A 25,472-nucleotide genomic window follows, 5' to 3' on the forward strand; every position below is an offset into this window, starting at 1 on the left:
CATGAGACGCCGCCAGTTGTTCGGTCTCGCCGGGGCCGTCGCCGCCACACCGTGGATCCGCCCCAAGGCGGGCCTGCCGATCGTGCGTTCGGGCAGGGCGATGGCCGCGGTCATCGCCCCGCCCGACGCGGAGGAGGCCGCCGCCGAGCTGGTCGCCTACGTCGAGCGCGCCACCGGCGTGCGCCTGCCCAGGACCGCGGCGCCCGGCCTGACGCCCGTCCACGTGGGCTCGCCCGGCCCCGATCCCGCCGTTCCCGGCCTGCTGGCCAAGCTCGACAGGGACGGCTTCCTGATCCGGCCCTACCAGGGCAGCCTCACCGTGGTCGGACCAAGCCCCACCGGCACCGCCAACGGCGTGCGCGAGTTCCTGGAGCGCTACGCCGGGGTGCGCTGGCTGATGCCGGGCCCCGACGGCGACGACGTTCCGGCCCTGTCCGGCTTGGAGGTGCCCGCGGTCGCGCTCTGTCAGAAGCCCTCCTTCGCCATGCGTTCCTTCAGCCCGCTGCGCGACACCCGCTACCCGCTCCAGCAGCTGTGGGCCCGCCGCAACCGCATGCAGGGCACCACCACCGAGCCCATCGCCTTCCACCACAACCTGCACGCGCTCTTCCCCGTCGAGCGCTACGGCGTGTCGAATCCCGAGTTCTACCCGGGCGGCAAGCCCCCGCCGCCCGGCAAGCTGACCGGCTGGCAGCCCGCCTTCACCGTTCCCGGCACGATCGACGCCGCCGTCACCGGGATCCTGGAGTACTTCACCGCCAACCCCGGGGCGAGTTCGTACTCGCTCGGGGTCAACGACGGCGAAGGCTTCGCCGAGGCCGATCCGGTGCCCGCCTACTACGCCTGGGTCAACGAGGTCGTGCGCCGGGTGCTGCTGGAGCGTCCCGGCAAGCGGTTCGGGCTGCTGGCCTACCGCAAGCTGGAGACGCCGCCGTCGTTCAAGCTGCACCGGCAGGTGGTGCCCTTCCTCACGCAGGACCGCTACGCCTGGACCGACCCTGCCGTCGAGTCGGCCGGGCACGCGCTGGTCGAGCGGTGGCTGGCGGTCAGCTCGCAGCTCGGGTTCTACGACTACCTGTACGGCGCGCCGTACCTGCTGCCGAGGATGTTCACCCGCCGCTACGCCAAGACCATGCGCTACGCGAAGGCACGCGGCATCGTCGCCCATTACGCCGAGCTCTACCCGAACTGGGGCGAGGGTCCCAAGCCGTGGGTGAGCGCCAAGCTGCAGTGGAACGCCGACGCCGACCCGGTGGCGCTCCAGCGGGAGTGGTGCGAGCGCGCCGTCGGCCAGGCGGCCGCCGGGGATCTGCTGGCCTATTTCGATTTATGGGAGAAGTTCTGGGCCGAGCGGGCGCCCGGCTCGGCGTGGTTCCTGCCGGACGCCACGTACCAGACCTTCAACCTGCCGCACTACCTGGAGCTGGTCCAGGACGGTGACATGACGCGCAGCCGTACCCTGCTCGACTCGGTGGTGGCGCGGGCGGCCACGGCGCCGCAGCGGGCCAGGGCGACGGTGCTGCGGCGCGCGTACGAGTTCTACGAGGCCTCGGCGCTCAGCTACCCGCGCGCGGTCACCCCGCCCGCGACGCAGGAGGCCGCGCTCGCGATGCTCCAAAGCAGCGCGGACGCGCATCAGCGGCGCCTGGACCAGGCGGCGCGGCGGCTGGCGCTGATCAAGGAGTTCGCCACCGACCCGGTGCTGGTGCTGCAGATGAACCCCGCCTCCCACCCGAACCTGGTCTGGACGGGCTGGAACGCGGGCGAGTACTGGGGCGTCGTGGCCTACATCCGCGCCCACGAGCCCACCGGCGGCCCGGTCACCGACCTGGCCAGGAGCCTGTCGGCGGCCAACCCCTACGCCGCGCTCGTGCTGCGCGGCCTGCCCGCGCCCAACCTCGTCGTCAACCCGGACCTCACCTCCGGCCTGCCCCCGTGGACACTGCTGCCCCGTTCCAACGGCACCAGGGCCGTCTCCCGCCCGCCGGACCAGGCGGTGCTGCGGGTGAGCGGCGAGGGCTGGGGCGGGCCGTGCCAGAAGATCGCCGTCACGCCCGGCCTGGCCAGGTTCACCGCCTCCTACCGGGCACCGGCGGGCACCGCGGCGTCGGTGCAGCTCGCGCTCGACCTGTGCGACGCCGCGGGCACCCCCATCCCGAGCAGTTCCGTGCGCTCCCCCGTGATCAGCCTGCGCGCCAACGACACCTGGACCCCGCTGCGGCTCGACTGCGAGATCCCCGACAAGGCGCGCAACATCCCCGTCGGCGGGGTCGAGCTCATCTTCCTGGTGGACAGCGCCGCCGAGGTCACGGTGGACTTCGACGACATCTCCCTGCTCAACATCGCCAAGGAGGCTCCGTGAGCCTGCGCGTCACCGCCGTCGAGCGCGTCACCCTGCGGGTGCCGTTCAGGGAGCGCTCGCGGACGTGGAACGAGATCCTCGTCTCCGAGTTCGCCGTCGTGGAGGTGGTGCGGGTCCGCACGAGCTCCCCCGGCCTCATCGGGTACGGCGAGAGCCTGCCCCACTACACCTGGGCCAGGACCACCGACGCGTCCGTGGCCCGGGTCCTCGACCGCCACCCCGCCGAACTGATGGGCGACGACTCGCTGGGCGCCGGCCTCCAGATGGCTCTCTATGACGTGGCGGGCAAGGCCCTGGGCGTGCCGGTGTACCAGTTGCTCGGCCAGCCGATGGTCCGCCAGTGGTGCCCGCTGGCCTGGTGGAGCACCAAGATGCCCGCCGGCGTGCTGGCGGAGGAGGCCAAGGACGCGCTGGCCGAGGGCTACCTGGCGCACAAGCTCAAGGCCAGGCCGTGGTTCGACATCCACGAGCAGGTGGCCGCCATCTCCGCGGTCACGCCCGGCACCTACGTCCTCGACCTCGACTGGAACGGCATGCTGCGCACGCCCGGCGAGGCGGTCGAGGTGCTGCGCGAGCTCGACCGCAGCCCGCGCGTCGGGGTCTACGAGTCGCCGGTGCTCCAGTCGGACGTGGCCGGGCAGAAGGCGCTGCGCGCCCGCGTCGACCGGCCGCTGGCCGAGCACTACAACAAGGCGCTGTTCCCCGTGTGGATGCGCGAGGACGCCATCGACGGCTTCGTCTCGTGCAACGCCGGCGTGGCCGGGACGATCGCGCAGGGCCTGCAGGCCGCGGCCTTCAACAAGGATCTGTTCCTGCAGATCGTCGGGCCAGGACTGACCACGGCGTGGACGCTGCACCTGGGCGCCGTGCTCACCCACGCCCGCTGGCCGGCGGTCACCTGCCTCAACGTCTACGCCGACGACCTGATCACCACGCCCATCGAGATCAGGGGCGGCTACGCGAGGGTGCCCGAGTCGCCGGGGCTGGGCGTGGAGTTCGACGAGGAGGCGCTGGAGCGCTGGCGGGTGCCGGACGGGTTCACGCCGACGCCGTCGCGCAAGCTGCTCGGCTTCCACCTCGGCGACGGCCGGGTGCGCCGCTACGCCGGGATCAAGCAGCTGTTCGAGGAGTGCAGGTACGTGGGCAACCTGCCGGTGCAGCCGCGCGGGGCCGATCTGGAGGTATGGGAGGACGACGGCACGGCCGAGTTCGACCGCCGCTACCGGGAGGCGGAGCGGGCACCGGTCTGGGAGTGACCTGCCGGAGTGCCACGGACCGTGGCACTCCAGGCAGTGGTCGGCTCCAGGGTGTGGCCCGCTTTGGTCACGGCCTGCTCCGGGTGGCCCTACTCCAGGTCGTCGCCGCGGAAGGTGCGCTGCACACGTTCCAGGTGGGCGCGCATCTGCTGCTCGGCCAGCGCCGCGTCGCGGGTGCCGAGGCCGAGCAGCAGGGCTTTGTGCTCGGCGTCGCTCTCGGCGTGCGTCTCGCCGAGGAACTCCGTCAGCTCCTTGCCCTTCTCGCGCTCGTTGGCCAGCACGTCGGACAGGGCCTCCAGCACCGCGGTGAAGAAGCGGTTGCGGGCGGCCTTGACGATGCCGAGGTGGAAGGCGAGATCGAGCTCCACCCGCCGCCGCAGGTCGTCGCCGACCGCGTCGGCCTCCTCCAGCAGTGCGCGCAGGCCCTCCAGCTCGCGGTCGGTGATCCTGGCCGCGGCCAGCCCGGCCGCCTTGGTCTCCAGGGCCAGGCGCATCTCGACCAGCTCGTCTATGGCCGAGCCGTCGGCCTCCATGGCCAGGCGGAAGTAGCTGTGGACGGCGACCGGGCGCAGCTCGCTGACCACCGCGCGCTTGCCCTGCCGGGTGCGGATGACGCCCTGCTGGCTGAGCGAGCGGAAGGCGTCGCGGACCACGCGCTGGCTCACGCCGTACTCCTCGGCCAGCCTGGCCTCCGACGGGAGCTCGTCGCCCTCCTTGAGGCCCTGCTTCCTGATGTAGTCCGTGATCAGGGCGGCGACTCGGGTGCCCAGCAGCGCGCGCCCGCGCGGCAATGCCTCGGTGTCCACGTCTCGCCTCCACTCATGTCCTATGTTCCACGTCATCGTAGACCATCAGCCCAATTTTGGCCGCAAAACTTGAGACTCTTGACTTAGGTCCTTTCTGTTCGGACGATGAGGACATCATCGGGAGAAGGAGCCATCTCATGCGCGTGACCGCCGTCCGGCAGTGGATCGCCGAGTTCGGGTACTACAACGCGATCTACGTCAGGATCGAGACGGACGAAGGCGTGGAGGGAGTGGCCGAGGTCGCGATGCGCCGCCGGACCAAGACCGTCTCCGCGATCGTCGAGGAACTCGGCGAGTACCTCGTCGGCAAGGACCCCACCCGCATCGAGCAGCACTTCGAGCGCATGTACCGCGACTCCTTCCTCGGCGGGACACTGCTGACGATCGGGATCTCCGCCATCGACGTGGCGCTGTGGGACCTCAACGCCAGGGCTCTCGGAGTACCCGTGCACCGGTTACTGGGCGGGAAGTTCCGCGACTCCGTGCCCGTCTACACGCACGCCAGGGCGACCGAGACGCCCGAGCAGTTCGCCGACGAGATCGCCGACCGGCTGGCCATGGGGTTCACCGCGATCAAGACCACGCTGCCCGGCTTCTACACGAAGGTCTCCAGCGTCCACCACGAGACACCGGCCGCCATCCCCGCCCGGCAGACCGAGACCGAGCTGCTGCCCAACTGGTTCTGGCCGCTGCTGGCCGAGTACTTCGAGGCGGCGCGGGAGGTCGCCGGGCCCGACGTGCACCTGATGCTCGACTGCCACGGACGGCTCAACGTGGCCAACTCGATCCGGCTGTGCGAGGTGCTGGAGCCGTACCGGCTGGCGTTCGTGGAGGAGCCGGTGCCGCCGGAGCGGCCGGAGTGGCTGGCCGAGGTGACGCGCCGGTCCACGACGCCGATCGCCGCCGGGGAACGCTGGGCCGGGCCGTACGCGGCGGCGCCGTTCCTTGAGCGGCGCGCGCTGTCGGTGGCACAGCCGGACGTGATCTTCTGCGGCGGCATCACCGCGGCCAAGCGCATCGCGACGCTGGCCGAGGCGAACGCGGTGTCGATCGCCTTCCACAATCCCTTCGGGCCCCTGGCCAGCGCGGCGACCTGGCAACTCGGCGCCACGCTGCCCAACCTGCTCATCTCCGAGTCGATGCTCACGCCGGAGCAGATGGTGTTCTGGGAGCGCTACACCGAGGACCCGCCCCAAGTGCGCAACGGCGAGTGGGTGGTCTCCGACGCGCCCGGCCTCGGGCCCAAGCTGCGCATCGAGGAGATCGTCAAGCACCCCTTCCGCCCCGAGTACGACGCCGGCGGCACCCGGTGAACGGCGTCTACCCGGCCGCGCTGACCATGTTCGACCGGTCCGGGCGCCTGGACCTGGACGCGACCGCCGACCATCTGGACTGGCTGGTCGGCGAGGGCGCGCACGGGCTGGTCGTCGGCGGCACCAGCGGCGAGTTCGTGGCGCTGACCGGCGAGGAGCGCAGGGCGCTGCTGGAGGCGGCCATGGCGACGGTCGCCGGCCGGGTTCCCGTGCTGGCCGGGACCGGCGCCTACACCACCGCGGAGACCGTCGCGCTCACCGCCCACGCCGAGGCGGCGGGTGCCGCGGCGGCGCTGGTCGTGCTCCCCTACTTCCAGCGGCCCTCGCGCGAGGAGGTGCTGGGCCACTACCGCGCGGTGGCGGCGGCCGGCGGGCCGCCGATCTGGGTCTACAACATCCCGGCCAACGCCGCCGTCCCCGCGCTGGACGTCCCCGACCTGACGGCGCTGCACGCCGACGGGGTCATCCAGGGGGTGAAGAGCACGCTGCCCACCGTGCACCAGTTGAGCGAGCTGTCGGCGCTGCCCGGCTTCCACGCCTTCTACGGCGGGTTCACCTCGCCGGTGGAGGCGCTGGCCGGCGGTGCGCACGGGTGGATCAGCGGGCTGCTCAACATCGTCCCCGCCGCCGCCGTGGGCGTGCGGGACGCCGTGCGCGCCGGCGATCTGTCCCTGGCCCGCGCCCGGTGGGCTGAGCTGCTGCCGCTGCGCCGCATGCTCTTCCAGCCGCCGGTACGCGGGGTGGGCGACCTGGCGCTCTACCGCGGCGTCCTGCGGATCAGGGGCAGAACGGCCGGATACTGCCGCGCCCCGCTGCGCGACCTCGGCACCGAGGAACTGCGGGTGCTGGAGAAGGCCATCTCCGGCTGAGGTGGTCAGCGCCCCTTTTCCGCGCGCCGGACCAGGGCGGCGATCCGCGCGGCCAGATCGGGCCACAGCTGCCTGGGGAAGTTGTGGCCCATGCCCTCGACCACCACGAGCTCGGCCCCCGGGACGGCCGCCGCCGTGGCCTTCCCGCCGCTGACGTCGAACATCACGTCGTCGGCGCCGTGGATCACCAGCGTGGGCGCCACGACGTCCCGCAGCCTGCCGGTACGGTCCCCCGAGGCGATCACCGCGACCGCCTGACGCGCCATGCCGGCCGGATCCCATCCCCGGTCGTAAACCCGCTCCGCCCGTTCCCGCGCCCCGGCCAGATCGGGCTCGAACCCCGGCGACCCGAGCACGCTCATCGCCCTGACGGCCTGGTCGGCGTACTCCTCCCGGCTGGCAGGCGGCGCGCCGCCGCCCATCGCGCGCAGCGCCTCGGCGTTCGAGCGCCCCACGGAGGGGTCACCGGTCGTGGACATCATGGAGGTCAGCGACCGGACCCGGCCGGGGTGCTCGATCGCCATCGTCTGCGCGATCATCCCGCCCATCGAGGCGCCGGCGACGTGGGCGCTGCCCAGCCCGAGCGTGTCCAGCAGGCCGGCGCAGTCGGCGGCCAGGTCGGACAGCGTGTAGGCGACCATGGACAGGTCTCCGGCCATGGCGGCGGCCACGTCGGGAACGGGCGCGTCGCGCAGGTGCGTCGAGTGCCCGCTGTCCCGGCTGTCGAACAGGATCACGTGCAGGCCGCGGGCCACCAGTTCCGCCACCAGGCCGCCCGGCCAGGACACGAGCTGGCCGCCGATGCCCATGATCATCAGCAGGGGCGGGTCGTCGGGGTCGCCGTGGCGCTCGTAGGCGACCTCGATGCCGGCCGGCCCCACGTTCAGCGCCTTTTCCTCAGCCATCGGCTTCCCTTCAAGAAAGACCCGGGAGAAAAGCTAGCAGCATTCCACCTTTGCGTTTCGTCTTCGGGAAAGGCGCTACTTACCGAAATCGAGGACCACTTTGATGTCGTCGCCGGGCTCGAAGGCCTCGTGCGCGCGCTCCAGCGGGACCCGGCGGGTGATCAGCCGTTTCAGCCAGTCGTGGTCGGCTTCGGCGAGCGCCGTGGCGGCCTGCTCATAATGGTGGCGATTGGCGTTGACCGACCCGAAGATCAGGTCGTTCTCCAGCACGATATTGCGGTTGAGCGTGCCGGCGTCGACCCGCAGCGGACGGCCGGTCGGCGTGACCCCGGTGAGGCAGACGATGCCCGCCGGGCCGTTGGTCGCCATCACCCCGACGGCCACCTCGGAGACGCCGGTGGCCTCGACGACGATGTCCGGGGCGATCCGCTCGGCCACCTCGATGACGTCGCCGGTGTGGTACGTGCCGCCGAGGTCGCGGACCAGGTCCGGCTTGGGTCCGTCGGCGACCCGGTCGAACACGTGCACCTCCAGGTCACGCCGCCGGCCGAGCAGCGCCGCCAGCAGCCCGATCGGGCCGGCGCCGGTGACCAGGACGGTACGCGGGCCGTACCAGGCGCGTTCGCCGATGCGCTCGATCTGGTCCCACACCTTGGCCAGGACGGTGGCCGGCTCCATCAGCACGCCGACCTCCTCCAGGGACGGGGCCAGCTTGACGGCGTAGTCGGTCTCGACGGTCCACAGCTCGGAGCCGAAGCCGTCGATCTCCTTGATGCCCCGCTCGGTGTAGCGGCCGTTGCGGCACATGTCGAACTCGCCGTGGGCGCAGGCTCCGCACGGCTCCGGGTCGGGGCGGCGGACGATGCCGACCACCAGGTCGCCCGCCAGGAAGCCGCTGCCCCGCGGCGCCTCGCGGACCCGGCCCAGGCTCTCGTGGCCGAGGATCAGCCGGTCGCGGCCGGGCGGGGCCCAGCCGTACTCGCCGTCCGCGATCTCGCGGTCGGTGCCGCAGACGCCGAGCGCGATGGCCTCGACCAGCAGGTCGTTCGCGCCGGGGACGGGGTCGGGCACGTCCTCGACGCGCAGGGAACCGGTGGCGCCGGGGGCGATGGTGAGTGCACGCATGAGCCTGTCCTTGTCCGTTCGCGGGGTTCGACCCGATAACTGCCCGCCATCTGCCCTGTGTGCGGTCAAGGACGCCAAGAATTGGCACAGGCCTGGGACCCGGGGGCGCTGCCGTACGATGCGGAGCTATGCCGAAGGTGGTCGATCACGACGCGCGCCGCGAGGAGCTGATCGCGGCGACCTGGCGGACCATCCGCAGGCTCGGGCTGGCCGGCACGACGACGCGGGAGATCGCCAAGGAGGCCGGGTACGCGCACGGGCTGCTCGCCTACTACTTCCCCGACAAGGACGCCATCCTCGAAGCCGCGCTGGAGCGCGCCTACGCGGTGGCCCGCGAGCAGCTCGGCGCGCGCATGGCCGGTCGCTCCGGCCGCGACGCGGTGCGTGAGGTGCTGCTGGCGGCGCTGCCGATCGGCGCGGCGACGGTGGAGACGCAGGTGCTGGTCCTGTCGTGGGGCGCGATGGTGACCTCGCCCGCGCTGCGGGAGCGGCGCTTCGCCAGCTTCCGCGAGTGGCGGGACACGGTACGCCTGCTGGTGCGCATCGCGATCGCGGTGGGCGAGATGAGCGCGGAGCAGGAGCCGGAGGAGATCGCCGACGCCCTGGTGGCGGTGGTGGACGGGCTGACGCTGCACGGAGTCATGAATCCCGGTGAGTATCCGCCACAGCGGCTGATCGCCACGCTCGACAACGTGCTCGACCGCTACCGCTAGTCGCTCAGGGCGCAGAGAACGCGCGGTGCCACCTGCTTGATCAGCACCAGCTTGTCCAGGCCGGGATGGGCGTTCACGCCGAAGGTCACGGTCGCGCCGCCGTCGTCGAGCGCCGCGGCCAGCGTGCGGTAGCCGGGGAAGCTGCCGCCGTGGCCGTACCAGGTGCGCTCGCGCGCGCAGCCCTGCGCGGGGCCGAGGCTGTCGGCGAACAGGCCGAGGCCGGCCCGCGCGCCCGGCCACATGCGGGCCGGGTCGGCGGGGACGAGCGTCTTCATCCGCGCCAGCTGGGCGGCGGGGACGACCCGGCCGGCGAGCAGTTCGCGGTAGAAGCGGTTCAGGTCGGGGGCGGTCGAGATGAGCGCGCCGGCGGCGTGGGCGGTGGTGGGGGTCCAGCGGGTGACGTCGTGCCAGGTGCCGTCGTCGTTGAGGTAGCCCTTGGCGTGCGGGCCTCGGATGGTGGTGCGGGCGCCGGGCCAGTAGGTGCCGCGAAGCTTCAGCGGCCGGATGATCCGGCCGGTGACGAGGTCGCCGAACGGCCTGCCGGTGACCTTCTCGGCGATCTGGGCGGCGATGACGTAGCCCGTGGAGGAGTAGGCCCAGCCTCGCGGGCGGGGCAGCTTGAGTCCGGCGGCGACCAGTTCGGCCGGGGTGAGCTTGGTGAAACGCTGCTCCTCGGTGAGCTGTTCGGCGAAGTCGCCGAGCCTGGCCTCGTGGGACAGCAGCTGGCGTACGGTCACGCCGGGCGGCGGCTCGGGCAGATAGCGCGAGACCGGGGCGTCCAGGTCGATCCTGCCCTCGGCGGCCAGTTGGAGGACCACGGCGGCGGTGAAGGTCTTGGTAAGGCTGCCGACCCGGAAGCGGTCGTGCGGCCGCATCGGGCGGGCACGCTCGCGGTCGGACAGACCGGCGGCCAGGTTCCAGGTGCCGCACCGGGCGCCGGAAACGGTCGCGGTCAGGCCGGGGATCTTCGTCTCGCGTACGACCCGGTCCAGGGTCGCCCCGACCTCGGCGCGCACACCCGCACAGGAGGTCACCGGGGCGGTCGGGGTGAGGGTGGTGGTCAGGGTCGCGGCCAGGACGACGGGCAGGATGGCGAGGGTTGGCATGCCATCGATCCTCACGGCCGGGGCGGCGTCGCACGATCGGCCGTCCGGTCATGGCGATCCCTTCCCGGAGCGGGGTCCGTCTCATCCTTCAGGAGGGGTGGCCCTGGGGTGACGTACGACCGTGGAAGGATTGGGGCCGTGAGTGCCGACGCCGACGAGGGATCCCGCAGCACCCCTGACGCCGAGCGCGCGCCCGGCAGGCGGCAGGCGAACAGCAAGGCCAAGCGGGGGTCGAAGGCCACGCAGAGCCGGGCGGCGACCGAGGCGGCGCTGATGGCGGCGGCGCTGCGGCTGCTGGAGCGTGACGGGGTGCTGGCCGGGCTCAGCCTTCAGGCGGTCGCCGACGAGGCCGGGGTCAACCGCGGCCTGATCCACCACTACTTCGGCAGCCGCCAGGCACTGCTGCGCGCGGCGCTGGAGGCCAGGAAGAACGCCGGAGAAGTGCCGTTCGAGCAGGTACGCGAGGACGCCCCGGCCGACAAGGAGGCGTGGTCCTTCGAGGCGCACGCCCGGGATTCGAGCTATGCCCGGGTGGTGGCGCTGCTGGCGCTGGACGGGGACGAGGAGTTCGCGCCCATGCCGTACGTGGAGCGCCGCCTGGCCGATCTGCGCCGCGAAAGCGACGAGGGCCGGCTGCCCCAGGACGTGGATCTGGCCGCGATCTTGGTCATGTGGGACAGCTTTTTCTACGGATATTTCGTCATGCGTACGGCTCTCGCCCGGCAGCTCGGCGTGACCCCCGAGCAGCTCGATCAGCGTGTCGTCGGCACCTACAACCGTCTGACCGGGCGCGACCACGGTTAGCGTTTCGCTAAGTAAGGGATTGACCGGCGATCTCGTCATGTGTTCCGATTTAGCGAAACGCTAATTTCTGGAGGACGGATGAGGACGACCCTCGCCTTGCTCACCGCTGCCCTGGCCCTCGGCGCCGCCGCCCCGCCGGCCGCCGCGATCCCACCGGCGGACGCGCAGGTCCAGGCCCAGGGGCGAGTCGACGTGCGCACCGACAAGGGCAAGGTCAGGGGTGTCACCGACGGCCGGGTCAACCGGTTCCTGGGTGTGCCCTACGCCGCCCCGCCGGTGGGGGCGCTGCGCTGGGCGTCGCCGCGGCCGGCCGTACCGTGGAAGGGGGTGCGGGACGCGGCGGCGTCGGCGCGCAGATGCCCGCAGTCCCCGCAGATGGGCGGCGGCGACAGCGGCGTGGAGGACTGCCTCTACCTTGAGGTGACCGCCCCGGCGAAGCCCGGCAAGCGGCCCGTGGTGGTGTGGTTCCACGGTGGCGTGGGGATGTCCGGCGCGGCCTCGGAGTACAACGCGGACAGGCTGGTCGCGGGCGGTGACGTCGTGGTCGTGTCGGCCGCCTTCCGCATCGGGATCCTGGGCGGGCTGCAGCATCCCGCCCTGGACGCCGCATCCTCCGCCGGTGACTCGGGCTTCTGGGGCACCGAGGACCGGATCGCCGCGCTGCGCTGGGTGAAGGCGAACATCGCCGCGTTCGGCGGCGACCCGGGCAACGTCACCATCGGCGGGCAGTCGGCCGGGTCCACGGCGGTGTGCGGGCTGCTGGCCGCTCCCCCGGCGGCCGGGCTGTTCCACCGGGCCATCCTGCAGAGCGGGCCGTGCAAGCTGCGGTGGGCGAAGAACTCCCTGTTCGAGGGCACTCCGGCCAACGACGGCCGGCCGCGCACCCACAAGGAGACCCTGCCCGGCAACCTGGCGACCGCGGCCAACCTGGGCTGCGCCGACCGGGCGGGCGCGGCGGCGTGCCTGCGCGGGCTGAGCGTGGAGAAGATCCTCCAGGTGCAGGCCGGCGCCTTCGAGGCAGGCGGCGGATCGGGTTCCGCGTTCCTGCCGAAGGGCGACGTGTTCGGCGACGGGCGGTTCAACCGGGTACCGGTCCTCATCGGGGCCACCAAGGACGAGAGCCGCCTGTTCATGGTGTGGCGCTTCGACGGCGCGCACCCGTCGAAGCCGCTCACGGCCGCCGGGTACCCGGTGAAGGTGCGCGAGAGCTTCGGCGCCGACGCGCCGAAGATCCTGCGCCGCTACCCGCTGTCCGGCGGCGTACGGCCGGCCGAGGCACTCGGATCGGTGTACACCGACCACGGCTGGTTCTGCTCGACCGTGACCACCGCGCGGGCCATGGCCGGGAAGGTCCCGGTGCACGCCTTCGAGTTCGCCGAGCCGGTCGGCGACGACCATCCGGGGCTCACCTTCCGGCCGGGCGCCTGGCACGGGGCGGAGCTGCGCTACCTGTTCGACATGCCGGGCGCCAAGCCGATCTCGGCCCCGGCGCAGAAGCGGCTGGCCGCCCAGATGATCGGCTACTGGTCGAACTTCGCCAGGACCGGTGACCCCAACGGGCGCGGCCTGCCGTACTGGCCGAAGTCGAAGGCGCGCGGCGGGACCGCGATGTCGATCAGCGCGGGCGACCCGGGCCCGCGGGATGTCGGCAAGAGCCACAACTGCGGCTTCTGGGAGCGGCTCGCCAGGTGACGCTAGACGCCGGCCCGGGTGAGGATCGACTCCACGACCCGGGTCTTGGCGTCGGCGTAGTTCTGGACGTACTTCCAGGTGCGCCCGGCGAGGTCGCGTTTGGTGTCCGCGTACAGGTCACGGTCCTCGTCGTGCGTACGCAGCCAGTCGCGAAAGCCCAGCATGCGGCGCACCTCCAGGCAGCCCTCCGGCAGCACGTGCAGGTTGACCGGCATCTCGCCGGTCAGCTTGAGCACGCGGTGCTCGTACCACTCCGGCTCGCGGATCGTCAGGACGTAGCCGAGCGACTCCAGCGCCGGGACGTACGCGGCCTCGTCGGCGGGGTCTTCGACGATCAGGAGCATGTCGAGGATCGGCTTGGCCGGCAGACCGGGCACCGACGTGGACCCGACGTGCTCCAGCCTGACCTCGCCGAGGGTGGCCAGGATGTCACCGGCCAGGCGCTCGAAGCGGGCCGGCCAGGCCGGATCGTAGTCGGCCAGGTGGATGCGGTCGTTGTGGACGGGCGGGGTCGTGACGTGGGCTTTGGCGATCTCTTCGTCGGACATGGATGGCTCGTTCACGTATGACATCCTGCCCGTCCCCAGAGAAACCGGCATAAAGCGCTGTGCAAGCGGCCCCCGTTAGCTTGCCGATCGTGCAACCTCTCCCCGACATGGCCGCCGTGGCCAGGACCGGGCTGATCACCGGCCTGGTCTCCACCGTTCCCGCCGTCGCCCTGCTGGCCGTCGCGCTGACCGCCGATCCGCGCAGTGGCATCGGCTACTTCTACTTCCTGGCACCCATGATCACACCGTTCGCGTTTCTGGTCGGCCTGGTGATGCTGGCCGCCCGCGGCGGGGCCCGCCAGGCCGGCGGCGCCGTGGCGGGCAGCGTGCTGATCGTGCTGGTGGCCTACGCCGTCACGGCCCTGATGACGGACGAGCCACGGACGATGCTCACCTTCTTCGTGCTGCCCCTGGGCGCCGCCGCCCTCTTCCCGCTCGCGTTCGTGACGGGTGTCTGGCTGGTCAGGGCGCCACGAGGCGGATGATCTCGCGCGGCCGTACCTCGCGCTCGTCGTAGGCGAGATCCACGTCGGCCGCCTGGACCGCGGCGAGCGAGGCGGTGAACGCCGCCTCCGACTCCCACTCCACGATGGACACCACCGCGTCGCCGGCCAGCCAGCACGTGGCCGACAGGCAGCCGGGCGCCCGCCGGAACTCCGCGGCCACCGCCTGGACGCGGGCGACGAACTCCTCCCGGTGCTCGGCGCTCGGGTAGTGGTGGCCGATCATGCCGACCTTCATGATGATCTCCTTTGACTCGGGTCTTCGGGTGACCGCCAGCCCTGGCCGATCTTCCTGACCAGGGCGGGATCCACGATCAGGTGCCTGAACGGCCTGATCGCGAGCATGTAGGCCCGGCCGAACAGGCCGTTCGGCTTCACCAGGACGGCCATCTGGCCGCGATGGCCGCCACGGCCGTCCGGGACCCAGGCGATGTGCATCACCGTGTGCACGGTCTTGTTCGCCATCTCCGACGCCCACTCGGTGTCGGTCTGGAAGACCGAGGTGAACGGCACCGCGCGCAGGTCGGGGCCGCGCCTGGCGAGCAGGTGCGGCGGCAGCCGTCCGCGCAGGGATCGCACGCGCGAGCCGATCCCGGCGGCGCCGCGGTCCCAGCCGAACAGGGCGCCGATCTTCCAGCGGAGGGCGAAGAGCGCGCCCGTGAGGCCGGAGAAGCCGCCGGGGCGCGTGGACATCTGGCGTACGAGCACGTCCAGGTCGCCGGGGCCGCCGGGGGTCGGCAGCGCCCAGACGTCCTCGACCCGGAAGTCGGGCGCCACCTCGTGGATGTGCCAGGCGTGCTTGGTGTGCTCGGTGTCCGGGATTCTCACGCGCGCGCCCATTCGGCCATCAGCGCGAACAGCGCGATGCGGTCGAGCACCGGCTGCCCGGGATCGATCTCGCGGTAGCGCTGGTAGACGTTGACCACGACCCGCTCGGCGTCCAGCCAGGCGGCGTACTCGCCCAGGTCGATGCCGAAGGCGGCCTCCCGCACGTCCAGGCCCTTGGCGTGGGCGGCGTCGGCGTGCGCGACGACGTGGCCGAGGTAGTCGCGCACTCCGCGGATCCCGGCGGCGTCGGTCACCGGCCCGTGGCCCGGCACCACGGTGGGCGCGTCGAGGGCGAGCATCGTGTCGCAGGCGGCGATCCAGTTGGCGATCGGGCCGCCCCACACGATCGGCGTGCACCCGACGAACAGCAGGTCACCCGCGAACAGCACGCCCGCGTCCGGCACGTGCACGACCGTGTCGGCCCCGGTGTGCGCGGGGCCGAGGTCGAGCAGGCGCACCTCGCGGCCGCCCACGTCGAGGGTCAGCCGCCGCTCGTAGGTCTGGTCGGGGCCGCGCAGCCTGATCCCGCCGAAGTCGAAGGCGCCGAACCTTTCGCGCAGGTACGGCGTGAGCACCGGCCCGAGGTCCATGATCTGGAGCGCCGCGGTCATCTCCGGGGCCATCTCGGTACGCATCTCGTGGGCGGTCCCCTCGGCGGCGATGACGCGGACCGAGCCCGGCAGCAACTGGCCGCCGTGGGTGTGGTCGCCGTTGGCGTGGGTGAGCACGTGGTGGGTCAGCGGGTGGCGGTCGGTGACCCGCCGCAGGCCGTCCAGCATCTCGGCGGTGTGCCGCAGGTCGTAGAGCGTGTCGACGAGCAGTGACGCGCCGTCGCCGGCGACCAGCCCGGCGTTGCTCATGCCGAAGCCGCCGTCCGGCAGCAGCCATGCCCACACACCGTCGCCGACCTGGTGCGGCCCCTTCGTGTACGGCACCTTCGTGCTCGGCGCGCGGTTGACCCTCGGCTCGCGTGGCACGGCGGCGGGATCGGGTCTGGCGGGCATCGGACGCGGGGCCGTACCGGCGCGGACGGTCTGGCGGATCTCGCCGAGCCCATCGGCGCGCAGCGTCACCACGTCGCCGTCCTTGAGCCAGCCGCGGAAGGCGGGGAGGTCGGCGAAGCTGAGGTGCTCGATCAGGCAGCACCCGGGAACGGTGCCGGAGCCGAAGACGTCGCCCGGCTGGAGTTCGACCCCGCGCGAGGCGTAGGCGACGACCTCGCCGAACGTCCAGTCCATGGCGTCGGTACGGCCGGCCCCCACCAGCTCCCCGTTGACCTCGGCCCGCACCGCGAGCGCCGGCCACCCGCCGGGGCCGCAGGGCAGCTCGTCGGGTGTGACCAGCCAGGGCCCGAGCGTGGTGGCGCCGTCCTTGCCCTTGGCCTGTCCGATCTTGAGCTGGCCTTCGAGCGCCTGAAGGTCACGGGCGCTCCAGTCGCAGAACAGCGTGTAGCCGGCGATGTGCTCCATGGCCTGCTCGGGCGTCAGGTCGCGCCCCGGCGCGCCGATCACCGCGCCGATCTCCAGCTCGAAGTCGAACCAGGCGCTGCCCGGCGAGACGGTCACCTCGTCGTGGGGCCCGATGACGGTGGCCGGGTTGGCGAAGTAGAAGGCGGGGATCTGGTACCAGGTCGGCTCCAGGGTCCCGGTGCCGCCCGTAGCCCTGAGGCAGCCGCGCATGTGGTCGAGGAAGCACAGGCAGTCGCGGATGGACGGCGGTCTGGGGATGGGCGCCTTCAGCGTGAGATCGGCGAGCGGAGTGACCTGGGCGGGCTCGGCGAGCGCCCGCTCGCCCGCCTGCCGCAGCCCCGGGCCGAGCAGCTCGATCAGGCCGGTACCCGTGGGCAGGGCGTGGACCTGGTCGCCGTTGACGACGCCGACCCGGTCACCATCGGCCGAGGCGTAGGTGACGAAGCGCAAAATGACCTCCTGTGTTGGCCAGCATAGAGTATGATTGCTAGCACAGAAGGAGGTGCGGTGACAACACGTCGAGAGCAGACCAGCCAGGAGAGCCGCGAGCTGATCCTGGCCGCGGCGGCCGAACTGTTCGCGGAGAAGGGCTACCGGCAGACCACGTTCGCCGACGTGGGTGAGCGCTCCGGGATCAGCAGGGGTTCGATCCCCTGGCACTTCGGCAGCAAGGAGGGGCTGCTGCTGGCCGTTCTCGAACGCTCGCTGGACGAACTGCGCGCCGGGCTCGGCGAACCACCCGAGCGGGTGGAGACGGCACTCGACCTGCTGGCGGAGGGCGCGGGGGCGCTGTTCGCGCTGCCCACGGGCAGGCTCTTCGTCAACCTGCTGGTGGAGGCGCTGGAGCCGGGCTCACCGATCCAGGGGCGCTACGTCGAGATGCACGAGGCGCTGCGCGCGCACGGCCGGCGGGTGCTGGAGCGGTTGCCGCTGCCGCCAGGACTGTCGGCCGAGGGACTGTCGATCCTTCTCGTCGGGGCCGTGATCGGCGTGCACCAGCAATGGCTGCTGGCGCCCGATCGTGTCGACTACCAGGAGGCGCTGGCCGCGCTGCGGGGGCTGATGGCGAAAGCGGTGCTACCCGGCCCGGAGCAGGGATGATGACCCGCCGGAGCGGGTGATGCCACCCCGGCGCGAGGTGAAGGCGCCCGTGCCGCGCCGGGGTGGAGCGAGCGGAACGGCGGGCCGGTCGGGCAGGCCGACCGGCCGCCATGGTGTGTCAGGGCACCCAGTGGTTGTGCGTGGCCGTGATCATGACCTGGAGCTGGATGCTCGCCGCGAAGTAGCTGCCGCTGTCGATCGGCGTGGCCAGCATCCTGTTCCAGAGCGCGTCCAGCCAGGCCTGGCTGCCGGAGTCGGTCATCGCCGCCACCGCGAACGGGGCGAAGAACGAGGCGTCGCTTCCGGAGGAGATCTGCGTGCCGTTGAGCTTGTAGCCCATGGCGATCTTGCCGGGGTCGCCGCCGGTCTTGGACTTGACCCAGGTGTTCAGCTTGCGGGCGGCCGTCAGCGACTTGGCGTCGCCGCTGGTCACCGCGTCGGCGCCGATCCGCCAGGGCACGCGGCAGGAGTTCCACCAGTACTGGCCGTCGTTCGCGTGCTCCAGCACCTTTCCGGGCGCCGGGCGCGGCGAGGTGTTGGTGTCGACCACGAAGTCGGGCAGCAGGCCGGTGTTCGGGGCGTAGGTGGACTGCAGGGAGGCGATCACGTTCTGGTGCGCGTTGCGCACGGTGTCCCAGGTGGAGTCGCCGGTGGCCTTCTTGAAGGCGCGGAAGTGGTCGGCCATCCAGTCCGAGGCGCGCGAGACGTAGTAGCGATGGTCGCTCGGCGTGCTCCAGTCGCCCAGTTTGAGCAGGTTCGTGGAGGGGTTGAGCTCATCCTTCTTGATCGCGTTGATGTGCCGCACGGCGAGGTTCTTGTAGTTGTAGGTGCCGTTGCTGCCCCACTGCCGGTCGGCCAGGAGCAGGCCGTAGGCCACGTCCATGTCGCCGTCGGTGGCGCCGTCGCTGCCGTTGACGCTCTGGCAGGCCTCGTTCTGCTCGGCGGCCAGCAGGTCGGGGTTGATCACCGACGGGTGGTCGATCATCCACTTGGTCAGGCCGTCGAAGATCTTCTTGGCGTCCGGGTCGGCTCCGGCCATGGTCGCCGCGATCACCATGCCGTAACCCTGGGCCTCGGCCACGTACGGGTGGTCGGCGTCCGGGGAGTAGACCTGGTACCAGCCGTTGCCGCAGTTCTGCCGGAGGAAGGCGGTCTTCCACCGCTTGTAGTAGTCGATCACCTTCTGGTCGAGCGTCGCCTGGGCGCCGGAGGGCTTCAGCATGCCGGAGGCGTAGGGGAAGGCGTGGCTGCCGAACGGTACGGCGGGGCCGCCGCCGGCCGGCTGGGTGGTGGCGGTGACCGGGCCGCTCGCCGGCGAGACGTTGCCCGCGGCGTCACGGGCCCTGACCGTGTAGGTGTAGGCCGTGGCGGGGGTCAGGCCGGTGTCGGTGTAGGTCGTCCCGGTGGCGGTGCCGGCCGGCGTGCCGCCCCGGTAGACGTCGTAGCCGGTGACGCCGACGTTGTCGGTGGCGGCGTTCCAGGCCAGGGAGACGCTGGTGGAGGTGGTGGCGGTGGAGCGCAGGCCGGCCGGCGTGCCCGGTGGCGTGGTGTCGCCGCCGGAGGAGAACGAGCCGTAGGTCTCGAACTCCCAGAGCGAGTAGCCGTAGGTGGTGCCGCGGGCCGTGCCGTACATGCGGATGTAGCGCCCACTGCCCGACAGGCCCGTCAGGTCGTCGGTGGCGCCGTTGCCGGTGGTGGTGGAGTAGATGTCGGTCCAGATCGTCCCGTTGGGCGAGGTCTGGATTTTGTACGACTTGCCGTAGGCCGCTTCCCAGCTCAGCTTGACGCGGGAGATGGTCGCCGTGGCGCCGAGGTCGATGGTGACCGATTCGGGGTCGTGACCCTCGGCGCTGGCCCAGCGGGTGCTCGTACTGCCGTCCACCGCCTTGGCCGCCTCGAAACCGGCGCCTTCGATGGACGAGGCGGTCGCGGGCCTGTCGCGGGAGATCAGGGTGTCGGCCGCCGAACTGGCGGCGGCGGGATGGGCGGTGAGGGCTGCGACCATGGCCGCGGCGGCGGCCATGGCTCTGACAACGTGCGGCATCAGCGGGGTCCTTGGGGGGTGAGGTTCGGACGACGCCTTAGTTAGGAATGTTTCCTAACTTGTAGGGACAGTAAAGAACCTTCGCCCGCTTGGCAAGAGCCCCCTCGCGCGATCAGCAGGGATAGAGGCCGCGCCCCTGCCGGTGGGAGGCGTTGCCGTAGGTGAGGTTCTTCCGCTCGTGGGCCTTGATCGTGTACGGCCCGGCGTCCGGCCAGTTCGGGATGTCGACACAGATCGTCTTCGCGTATCCGCACTCGTTGACGACCTTCACGTACCGGAAGAAGTTGGCGGAGCCGCCGCTGTACCACCCCTCGTGCTGGACGTTGCACGCCGACGCCGCCGCCGAGACGTCCGCCTGCGCCGGTGCCGCGATCGACAGGGAAACCAGCGCCGCGGCGCCGAGGAGAACCTTCTTGAGCATGACTGACTTTCCTTTCTGGGAGTTACGCGGCGAAACGTTAGGGACGCGGGATTCGCGGGAGATATGAGCGCCTCATATCGAGCTCATAGCGGCGGCGTGCAGGCTCTAGCCAGCCGATCACCGCCGAGGGGGACACCAATGATCGAGTGGGAGCATCTCGCGCTCTTCTGCCAGTCGGACCCCGACTTCTTCGCCCGCCCGGACCGGATCGCCGACACCGCGGAGCGACTCGCCCACCGCGAGCCGCCGGAGAACTGGGAACGCACCGAGAAGGACCTCTGGGTACGGCTGCGCCCCGCCTACCGCCCGCTCAAGCGGACCGGCTGGAAGATCCACGTGGCGGTGACGCCCGGCGACGCCGACCACGCCTGCGCGATCGTCTGGGACTACTGCGTCGAGCACGACATCCCGTTCAAGTTCCTGCGCAGCCGCCGCGCCATCCAGCTGCTGAACGGCAAGTACGCCGACCGCTCGGCCAGCGGCAAGGCCATCACCATCTACCCGGCCGACGACGAGGAACTGGCCGAGGCGCTGGAAACGCTCGGCCGCCTGCTCAAGGGCATCACCGGCCCGTACGTCCTGAGCGACCTCCGGATCGGCGAGGGCCCGCTGTTCGTGCGCTACGGCGCCTTCACCAAGCTCACCTGCGTCGGCGAGGACGGCGAACCGGTCGCCGGCCGCCTCGACCCGGACGGCCGGATCGTCCCCGACGTACGCGAGGCCCGGTTCGTCCTGCCCGAGCGGGTCGCGGTGCCCGAGGTCCTGACCCCGCACCTGGAGGCCCGCGACGGCGGCGGCGCCGGCTTCCCCTTCGCCGTCGAGAGCGTCATGCACTACTCCAACGCCGGCGGCGTCTACCTCGCCACCAGAAAGGGGACGGACGAGCGCGTGGTCCTGGTGGAGGCCAGGCCGCACGCCGGTCTCGACCGCAACGGCCGCGACGCGGTCGCCCGCCTCCAGGTCCAGCGCGACATCCTGCGGCGGCTGGACGGCCTGCCCTGCGTGCCCCGCCTGCTCGGCCACCACCTCGCCTGGGAGCACCACTTCCTGGTCGAGGAGCACGTCGAAGGCCTGAGCCTGTTCGAGGAGATGGTCCGCCGCTACCCGTACGCCCACAACACCTACGGCCCGCCGGAACCCGAGGTCAGGGCGTACACCGAATGGGCCGCCGAGATCACCGGCAAGATCGGGCACGCGCTGGAGCGGATCCACGAGCGCGGCGTGCGCTACGGCGACCTGCATCCCGGCAACGTCATCGTCCGCCCCGACGGCGAGATCGTGCTGGTCGACTACGAGTACGCCCGCGACCTCGACGACACCACGATCCTGGACGGCGGCGCGCCCGGCTTCCACGCGCCCGCCGGGCTGAGCGGCGCCGCCGCCGACCGCTACCAGCTGGAATGCGTACGCGTCTGGCTCCACCTGCCGATGAACATGCGGCCGGAACACACCCCCGCCCAGGTCCGCCGCGCGATCGGCACGGTGACCGATCTGTTTCCCGTGGACGAGACGTTCGCCGCGCAGGCGGCCGCCGGGTTCGGGCTGACCGGGGACGGCCCCGCCCCCGACGTGGCCGACCGGCTGCTGGGCGGCGGGGAGATCTCCTGGCCGGCCGTACGCGACTCGCTGGTGGCGGGGATCATGGAGAGCGCGAGCTTCTCCCGCGACGGCGCGCTGTTCCCCGGCGGCCCGCAGCAGTTCGCCACCGGCGGCTTCACGCTGGCCTACGGGGCGGCCGGGGTGCTCGCGCCGCCTGCGCCTCATCGCCCGCGACCGCACGCTGCGGGCCGTCCTCGGCGCGGGCGTGATCGTCATGCTGGGCGCGAGCGCGTTCGGCTCGCTCAACGTCTTCTTCGTCAGGGAGAACCTGAGCGCCGACCCGGTCTGGTTCGGCGTGATCAGCTCGGCGCTGGGCGCGGGCATCCTCGCCGGCGCGCTCGGTTCCGCCGCGCTCCACGCGCGGCTGGGCAAGGAGCGGCTGTTCGCCAGCGGCCTGCTGCTGTGCGGCCTCACCTGCCTGGTCTACGCGCGCCTCGACAACGCGCCGCTCGCCGCCCTGGTCATCTTCGGGTACGGCGTCGCCGGCGGCATCGTCGAGACCGTGATGTCGCCCATCCTGCTGGCCGCCACCGGCCGGGACCATCTCGCCCGGGTCCTGTCGGTCTTCACCTCGGCGCTGCGCCTGGCCTCGATCACCTCACTGGCCCTGGTGGGCTGGCTGGCCGGAGGGCGGGGCCGTATCGACCTCATCCTGCTCGGAGCGGCCGTGATGTTCCTGCTGGCGGGCGCGCACGCGGCCCTCTACCTGCGGCGGCCCGGCCCCGAGGGCCGGGCCGGCGCCTAACACCACTCGTGGTCGCCCGGACATTCGCCGGCGACGACGGTCTGGGCGGGGGGCGAGTGCGGCGGTTCGAGGTGAGCCGCCGCGGCACTGCCTCCGAGTACTACGGCGACGCTGAGCAAGAGTGCGGAAAGACGGCGCTTCATCGTCATGTCCTCCAGGACGGGTCAGGTGAGGTTGAGTGCCTTCTCCAGCCAGGGCTGGGCGCCCAGGCGTCGGAAGGCGGTGATGGCGAGGTCAAGGTGCCCGTGCGCGTTCTCGCCGCCCAGGCGGGCGAGCGCGAGGTGGGCACGTCCGGCGAGCAGGAGGTCCCCGAGCCGGTCGGCCCCCGCCAGGGACGACGCGAGCGTCTCCCTGCCGAGGGGCCTGTCCACGTCCGCCAGCGCCTCCCCCAGGCTCAGCAGCACCCAGGCCTCGCCGATCTGGTCGCGCTGCTCCCGGACGAGCCGGAGGGCGAGCCTGCCCGCCTCGACGGCTTCGAGGTTCTTGCCCAGCTCGTGATAGGTGTCGGCCAGACGCTTGGTCAGCAGGGCCTTCGTCCGCCTGCCCAGGGGGTGGGCCAGTGCCCGTACGAGAGGTCCCTCGGCCCGGTCCGGGCGGCCCAGGGTGGTGTGGTGGTGGGCGATGCTGCCGAGGGTCACCGCCTCCGCGGTGGTGTCGCCCACCCGCTCGAAGACGGCTACCGCCTTCCACAACTCGGCCGCGGCTCCCTCGTGGTCGCCCCGGTAGCCGCGGGTGACGACGTCGTAGCGGCGGGTGAGGGCCTGGCCGTACTCGTCGCCGACCTCCTCGAAGATCCGCATGGCGGCCGCCAGCGTGGTCCCGGCCTCGGTGAGCTGGCGGCGCTGGTGGTGGATCTCGCCGCGCGACAGCAGCATCGCGGCCTCGCCGCGCCGGTCGCCGGTCTCCCCGCACGCGGCCAGCGCCGCGTCCGCGACCGTTCGCCAGTCGTCGAAGTAGCCGGACATCTCGTAGAGGTAGACCGGGGTGGCGGCCAGCTCCCAGGCCAGGCCGGCCCAGCCGAGGTGGGCCGCCTGGGTGACGAAGGCGACCACGGTGGCGCGTTCCGCGTCGAGCCAGGCCATCGGGTCGGCGTCCAGCTGGGGCGGGGGTTCCAGGTGGTGGCGCGGCGCCGTACCCCGGAGGATCAGGAGGTCATGGCGGGGATACTCGTGTCCTCGCGCGCGCTCGGCCAGTGCGAGCAGGCCGCCGATCGCGCGGGTGAGGGCCTCGGCACGCTGTTCCGGGCTCTCCTCCTCCTCGGCCCGCTCGATCGCGAACAGGCGGACGAGGTCGTGCATGGTGTAGCGGCGCTGCCCGCTGGCGTCGCGCCGGGCGGGCTGGAGCATCTGCGCGTTGGCCAGTTCCTCGCACAGCTCCTCCGCGTCGCGCAACGACGTGTGGAGGAGCGCGGCCAGGGTCCAGGGGGCCAGGTCTCTCACGCCCTGGAGCAGGCCGATCCGCCGGAAGGCCAGCCGGGCGGTCCGCGGCAGGTCGAGGTAGCTCAGCTCGAAGGTGTTGCGCAGCTGCTCCTCGTCCTGGCGCAGCTCGTTCAGGCGGTGGCGCTCGGCGCGCAGGCTGCCGGTCAGCTCGCCCAGAGACCACGCGCTGCCGACGGCCAGCTTCGCCGCGGCGATGCGCAGCGCGAGCGGGAGGCGGTCGCACAGCTCGGCGAGCGTGGACAGTTCCTCGCCGTCGGCGTCGTCATCGACCCGTCGCCGCCCGGCGATGCGGCGCAGCAGCAGCCGCGCGTCGTCGGGGGGCAGCACCTCCAGCGTGAGCGGCCGCGCGCCCTCCTGGACGACGAGTCCGCCGAGCCGTTTGCGGGAGGTGACGATGACGCGGCAGGTGCCGGAGCCGGGCAGAAGCGGGCGGACCTGGTCGGCGGAGTGCGCGTTGTCCAGCACGACCAGCAGCCGCCGGCCGACGAGCATGCTGCGGTAGAGGGCCGTGCGCTCGGCGAGGCTCTGCGGTATCCGGCGGCCCGGAACCCCGAGCGCCCGCAGGAAGCCGTCCAGCACGCTCTCCGGTGCGGCCGGGCGGCTGCCGCGGGTGAACCCGCTCAGGTCCGCGAACAGCTGCCCGTCGGGGAAGCGCTCGGCCCGGCGGTGTGCCCAGGCCATGGCGAGGGCGGTCTTGCCGATGCCGCCCACCCCGCTCACCACACTGACGCGGACGGCGTCGTCACCGCTGATGTCGTCGCCACTGACGTCGCCACTGACGTCGGCGGTGTCATCGGCGGTGTCATCGGCGGTGTCATCGGCGGCGTCGAGCAGCGCGTCCAGCTCCGCCAGCTCCGCCTGCCTGCCGGTGAAGGCGAAGGCGGCGGGCGGGAGCTGCGAGGGCCGTACGTCGGCGACCTCGCGCCCCGGCTCACGGGTGACCGGATCCTCCAGGAGGATCATGTTGTGTACCTCGCGCAGGCGCGGGCCGGGCTCCAGGCCGAGCTCGTCGACCATGAGCCTGCGTCCCTCGTCGTAGACGGCCAGCGCGTCGGCCTGCCGCCCGGAGCGCGACAGGGAGAGCATGAGCTGGGCGCGGGCCCGCTCCCGCAGGGGGTGCTCGCCGACGAAGCTCCTGAGCTCGGCGGTCAGCTCCCGGTGGTGTCCCAGGTCCAGCTCCAGCTCGACGCACTCCTCCAGCGCGGCCAGGCGCAGCTCCTCCCACCTGCTGGCGGCGTTGAGGAGGGCGGAGCTCGTGATCCCGCCGAGCACGGGTCCGCGCCACAGCCTGAGCATCGCGCGGAACATGGCCGCGGCCTGGCCAGGCCGGCCGCCCGCCGCCTCCTGGCGCGCCGCGGTGAGACCCTGCTCCACCGTCAGCGCGTCCAGGGCCAGCGTCCGGGGAACCCGGTAGCCGCCCGCGACGGTCTCGATCAGCGCCGGGTCTCCACCGGCCTTGCGCAGCGCGCCACGCAGGGCCGAGATCGCCGCGGCCACCTGCCCGCGTACGGAGGAGGGCGGCGCGTCCTCCCACACCAGGTCGACCAGGCGGCCGGTGCTCACCGTCTGCCCGCTGTGCAGCAGGAGGGTCGCCAGGACCGCCTGGGGCCGCGGACCTCCCACGTGGACGGGCCGGTCGCCGACCACGACCTCCAGCGGCCCGAGAATCGCGAACCTCGTGCCCGGCTCTCCGCTCAGCGCCACCGGCGCCCCCCGGTCCGGCTCGCCGCGGAGGTCAACCCGGGAAAGGTCATCACGCGGCCACTCCTGATCATGGTCTCTCAACTACCGAGGGGACCGTAACCGTGACCGCTTTCGATCGGT

Annotated in this window: 21 protein-coding genes and 1 pseudogene; 11 read left to right on the forward strand and 11 right to left on the reverse strand. The window is 72.1% G+C overall.

What is annotated here, in order from left to right; genetic code table 11:
* Nucleotide 1: 1 nt before the first annotated feature.
* Both ACIBKY_RS40910 and ACIBKY_RS40915 read left to right on the forward strand, forming a co-directional pair.
* Complete coding sequence (locus ACIBKY_RS40910; protein WP_397105643.1) at nt 2-2,362, forward strand: DUF4838 domain-containing protein; 2,361 nt, start codon at nt 2-4, stop codon at nt 2,360-2,362.
* Complete coding sequence (locus tag ACIBKY_RS40915) at nt 2,359-3,618, forward strand: mandelate racemase/muconate lactonizing enzyme family protein (protein ID WP_397105645.1); 1,260 nt, start codon at nt 2,359-2,361, stop codon at nt 3,616-3,618. The genes ACIBKY_RS40910 and ACIBKY_RS40915 overlap by 4 nt, the downstream gene beginning before the upstream one ends.
* 89 nt (nt 3,619-3,707) lie before the next feature.
* Here the strand turns inward: ACIBKY_RS40915 and ACIBKY_RS40920 are convergent, their stop codons facing one another.
* Nucleotides 3,708-4,424 carry a FadR/GntR family transcriptional regulator gene (locus tag ACIBKY_RS40920; protein WP_397105647.1) on the reverse strand — a complete coding sequence of 239 codons (717 nt, stop codon included), beginning with the start codon at nt 4,422-4,424 and terminating at the stop codon, nt 3,708-3,710.
* A 137-nt stretch (nt 4,425-4,561) separates the two neighbouring features.
* On the opposite strand from ACIBKY_RS40920, the gene ACIBKY_RS40925 reads away from it, so the two are divergent.
* On the forward strand, nt 4,562-5,737 hold the full coding sequence (locus ACIBKY_RS40925) for a mandelate racemase/muconate lactonizing enzyme family protein (RefSeq protein WP_379614131.1): 1,176 nt from the start codon (nt 4,562-4,564) through the stop codon (nt 5,735-5,737).
* Nucleotides 5,734-6,606 (forward strand): dihydrodipicolinate synthase family protein, encoded by an 873-nt coding sequence (locus ACIBKY_RS40930; RefSeq protein ID WP_397105649.1) that lies wholly within the window; start codon nt 5,734-5,736, stop codon nt 6,604-6,606. The genes ACIBKY_RS40925 and ACIBKY_RS40930 overlap by 4 nt, the downstream gene beginning before the upstream one ends.
* Before the next feature lie 5 nt (nt 6,607-6,611).
* Here ACIBKY_RS40930 and ACIBKY_RS40935 read toward each other — a convergent pair whose 3' ends face one another.
* Nucleotides 6,612-7,511, reverse strand: coding sequence for an alpha/beta fold hydrolase (locus tag ACIBKY_RS40935; protein WP_397105651.1), 900 nt, complete (start codon nt 7,509-7,511; stop codon nt 6,612-6,614).
* Nucleotides 7,512-7,586: 75 nt separating this feature from the next.
* On the reverse strand, nt 7,587-8,636 hold the full coding sequence (locus tag ACIBKY_RS40940; protein ID WP_397105653.1) for a glucose 1-dehydrogenase: 1,050 nt from the start codon (nt 8,634-8,636) through the stop codon (nt 7,587-7,589).
* 128 nt (nt 8,637-8,764) lie between these two features.
* Here ACIBKY_RS40940 and ACIBKY_RS40945 point away from each other — a divergent pair, with 128 nt between their 5' ends.
* Complete coding sequence (locus ACIBKY_RS40945; protein ID WP_397105654.1) at nt 8,765-9,349, forward strand: TetR/AcrR family transcriptional regulator; 585 nt, start codon at nt 8,765-8,767, stop codon at nt 9,347-9,349.
* On the opposite strand, the gene ACIBKY_RS40950 is transcribed toward ACIBKY_RS40945, so the two are convergent.
* Complete coding sequence (locus ACIBKY_RS40950) at nt 9,346-10,455, reverse strand: serine hydrolase domain-containing protein (RefSeq protein ID WP_397105656.1); 1,110 nt, start codon at nt 10,453-10,455, stop codon at nt 9,346-9,348. The genes ACIBKY_RS40945 and ACIBKY_RS40950 overlap by 4 nt on opposite strands.
* Before the next feature lie 138 nt (nt 10,456-10,593).
* Here ACIBKY_RS40950 and ACIBKY_RS40955 point away from each other — a divergent pair, with 138 nt between their 5' ends.
* A complete protein-coding gene (locus ACIBKY_RS40955) occupies nt 10,594-11,259 on the forward strand; it encodes a TetR/AcrR family transcriptional regulator (protein WP_397105658.1) in 666 nt (221 codons plus the stop codon).
* Nucleotides 11,260-11,337: 78 nt separating this feature from the next.
* Nucleotides 11,338-12,951, forward strand: coding sequence for a carboxylesterase/lipase family protein (locus ACIBKY_RS40960; protein WP_397105660.1), 1,614 nt, complete (start codon nt 11,338-11,340; stop codon nt 12,949-12,951).
* A gap of 2 nt (nt 12,952-12,953) precedes the next feature.
* Here ACIBKY_RS40960 and ACIBKY_RS40965 read toward each other — a convergent pair whose 3' ends face one another.
* Entirely contained in the window at nt 12,954-13,499 is a 546-nt protein-coding gene (locus ACIBKY_RS40965) for a GrpB family protein (protein ID WP_397105662.1), read from the reverse strand.
* 89 nt (nt 13,500-13,588) lie between these two features.
* On the opposite strand from ACIBKY_RS40965, the gene ACIBKY_RS40970 reads away from it, so the two are divergent.
* Nucleotides 13,589-13,984, forward strand: coding sequence for a hypothetical protein (locus tag ACIBKY_RS40970; RefSeq protein ID WP_397105664.1), 396 nt, complete (start codon nt 13,589-13,591; stop codon nt 13,982-13,984).
* Here ACIBKY_RS40970 and ACIBKY_RS40975 read toward each other — a convergent pair.
* From ACIBKY_RS40975 to ACIBKY_RS40985, 3 genes are read right to left on the reverse strand one after another with little or no spacing between them, the layout of a single operon-like run.
* Nucleotides 13,962-14,240 carry an antibiotic biosynthesis monooxygenase gene (locus ACIBKY_RS40975; protein WP_397105666.1) on the reverse strand — a complete coding sequence of 93 codons (279 nt, stop codon included), beginning with the start codon at nt 14,238-14,240 and terminating at the stop codon, nt 13,962-13,964. The genes ACIBKY_RS40970 and ACIBKY_RS40975 overlap by 23 nt on opposite strands.
* Nucleotides 14,237-14,830 carry a DUF2867 domain-containing protein gene (locus tag ACIBKY_RS40980; RefSeq protein ID WP_397105668.1) on the reverse strand — a complete coding sequence of 198 codons (594 nt, stop codon included), beginning with the start codon at nt 14,828-14,830 and terminating at the stop codon, nt 14,237-14,239. The genes ACIBKY_RS40975 and ACIBKY_RS40980 overlap by 4 nt, the downstream gene beginning before the upstream one ends.
* On the reverse strand, nt 14,827-16,749 hold the full coding sequence (locus tag ACIBKY_RS40985; RefSeq protein ID WP_397105670.1) for a fumarylacetoacetate hydrolase family protein: 1,923 nt from the start codon (nt 16,747-16,749) through the stop codon (nt 14,827-14,829). Before ACIBKY_RS40985 ends, ACIBKY_RS40980 begins: the two co-directional genes overlap by 4 nt.
* 57 nt (nt 16,750-16,806) lie before the next feature.
* Between ACIBKY_RS40985 and ACIBKY_RS40990 the strand changes: the two genes are divergently transcribed.
* Nucleotides 16,807-17,400: a TetR/AcrR family transcriptional regulator gene (locus ACIBKY_RS40990; protein ID WP_397105672.1), complete on the forward strand. Its 594-nt coding sequence runs from the start codon at nt 16,807-16,809 to the stop codon at nt 17,398-17,400.
* A gap of 118 nt (nt 17,401-17,518) precedes the next feature.
* Here the strand turns inward: ACIBKY_RS40990 and ACIBKY_RS40995 are convergent, their stop codons facing one another.
* Both ACIBKY_RS40995 and ACIBKY_RS41000 read right to left on the reverse strand, forming a co-directional pair.
* Nucleotides 17,519-19,444, reverse strand: a complete 1,926-nt coding sequence (locus ACIBKY_RS40995) for a glycosyl hydrolase family 8 (RefSeq protein WP_397105674.1) — start codon at nt 19,442-19,444, stop codon at nt 17,519-17,521.
* 112 nt (nt 19,445-19,556) lie between these two features.
* Nucleotides 19,557-19,865, reverse strand: a complete 309-nt coding sequence (locus ACIBKY_RS41000; protein WP_397105676.1) for a hypothetical protein — start codon at nt 19,863-19,865, stop codon at nt 19,557-19,559.
* A 138-nt stretch (nt 19,866-20,003) separates the two neighbouring features.
* On the opposite strand from ACIBKY_RS41000, the pseudogene ACIBKY_RS41005 reads away from it, so the two are divergent.
* Nucleotides 20,004-21,554 (forward strand): annotated as a pseudogene (locus ACIBKY_RS41005) (lantipeptide synthetase); the annotation flags it as partial.
* A gap of 73 nt (nt 21,555-21,627) precedes the next feature.
* Nucleotides 21,628-22,209, forward strand: coding sequence for an MFS transporter (locus ACIBKY_RS41010; protein WP_397106007.1), 582 nt, complete (start codon nt 21,628-21,630; stop codon nt 22,207-22,209).
* A 164-nt stretch (nt 22,210-22,373) separates the two neighbouring features.
* Here the strand turns inward: ACIBKY_RS41010 and ACIBKY_RS41015 are convergent, their stop codons facing one another.
* A complete protein-coding gene (locus ACIBKY_RS41015; protein WP_397105677.1) occupies nt 22,374-25,352 on the reverse strand; it encodes an AfsR/SARP family transcriptional regulator in 2,979 nt (992 codons plus the stop codon).
* Nucleotides 25,353-25,472: the final 120 nt, after the last annotated feature.

Source organism: Nonomuraea sp. NPDC050394 (assembly GCF_044459065.1).
GTDB lineage: Bacteria > Actinomycetota > Actinomycetes > Streptosporangiales > Streptosporangiaceae > Nonomuraea.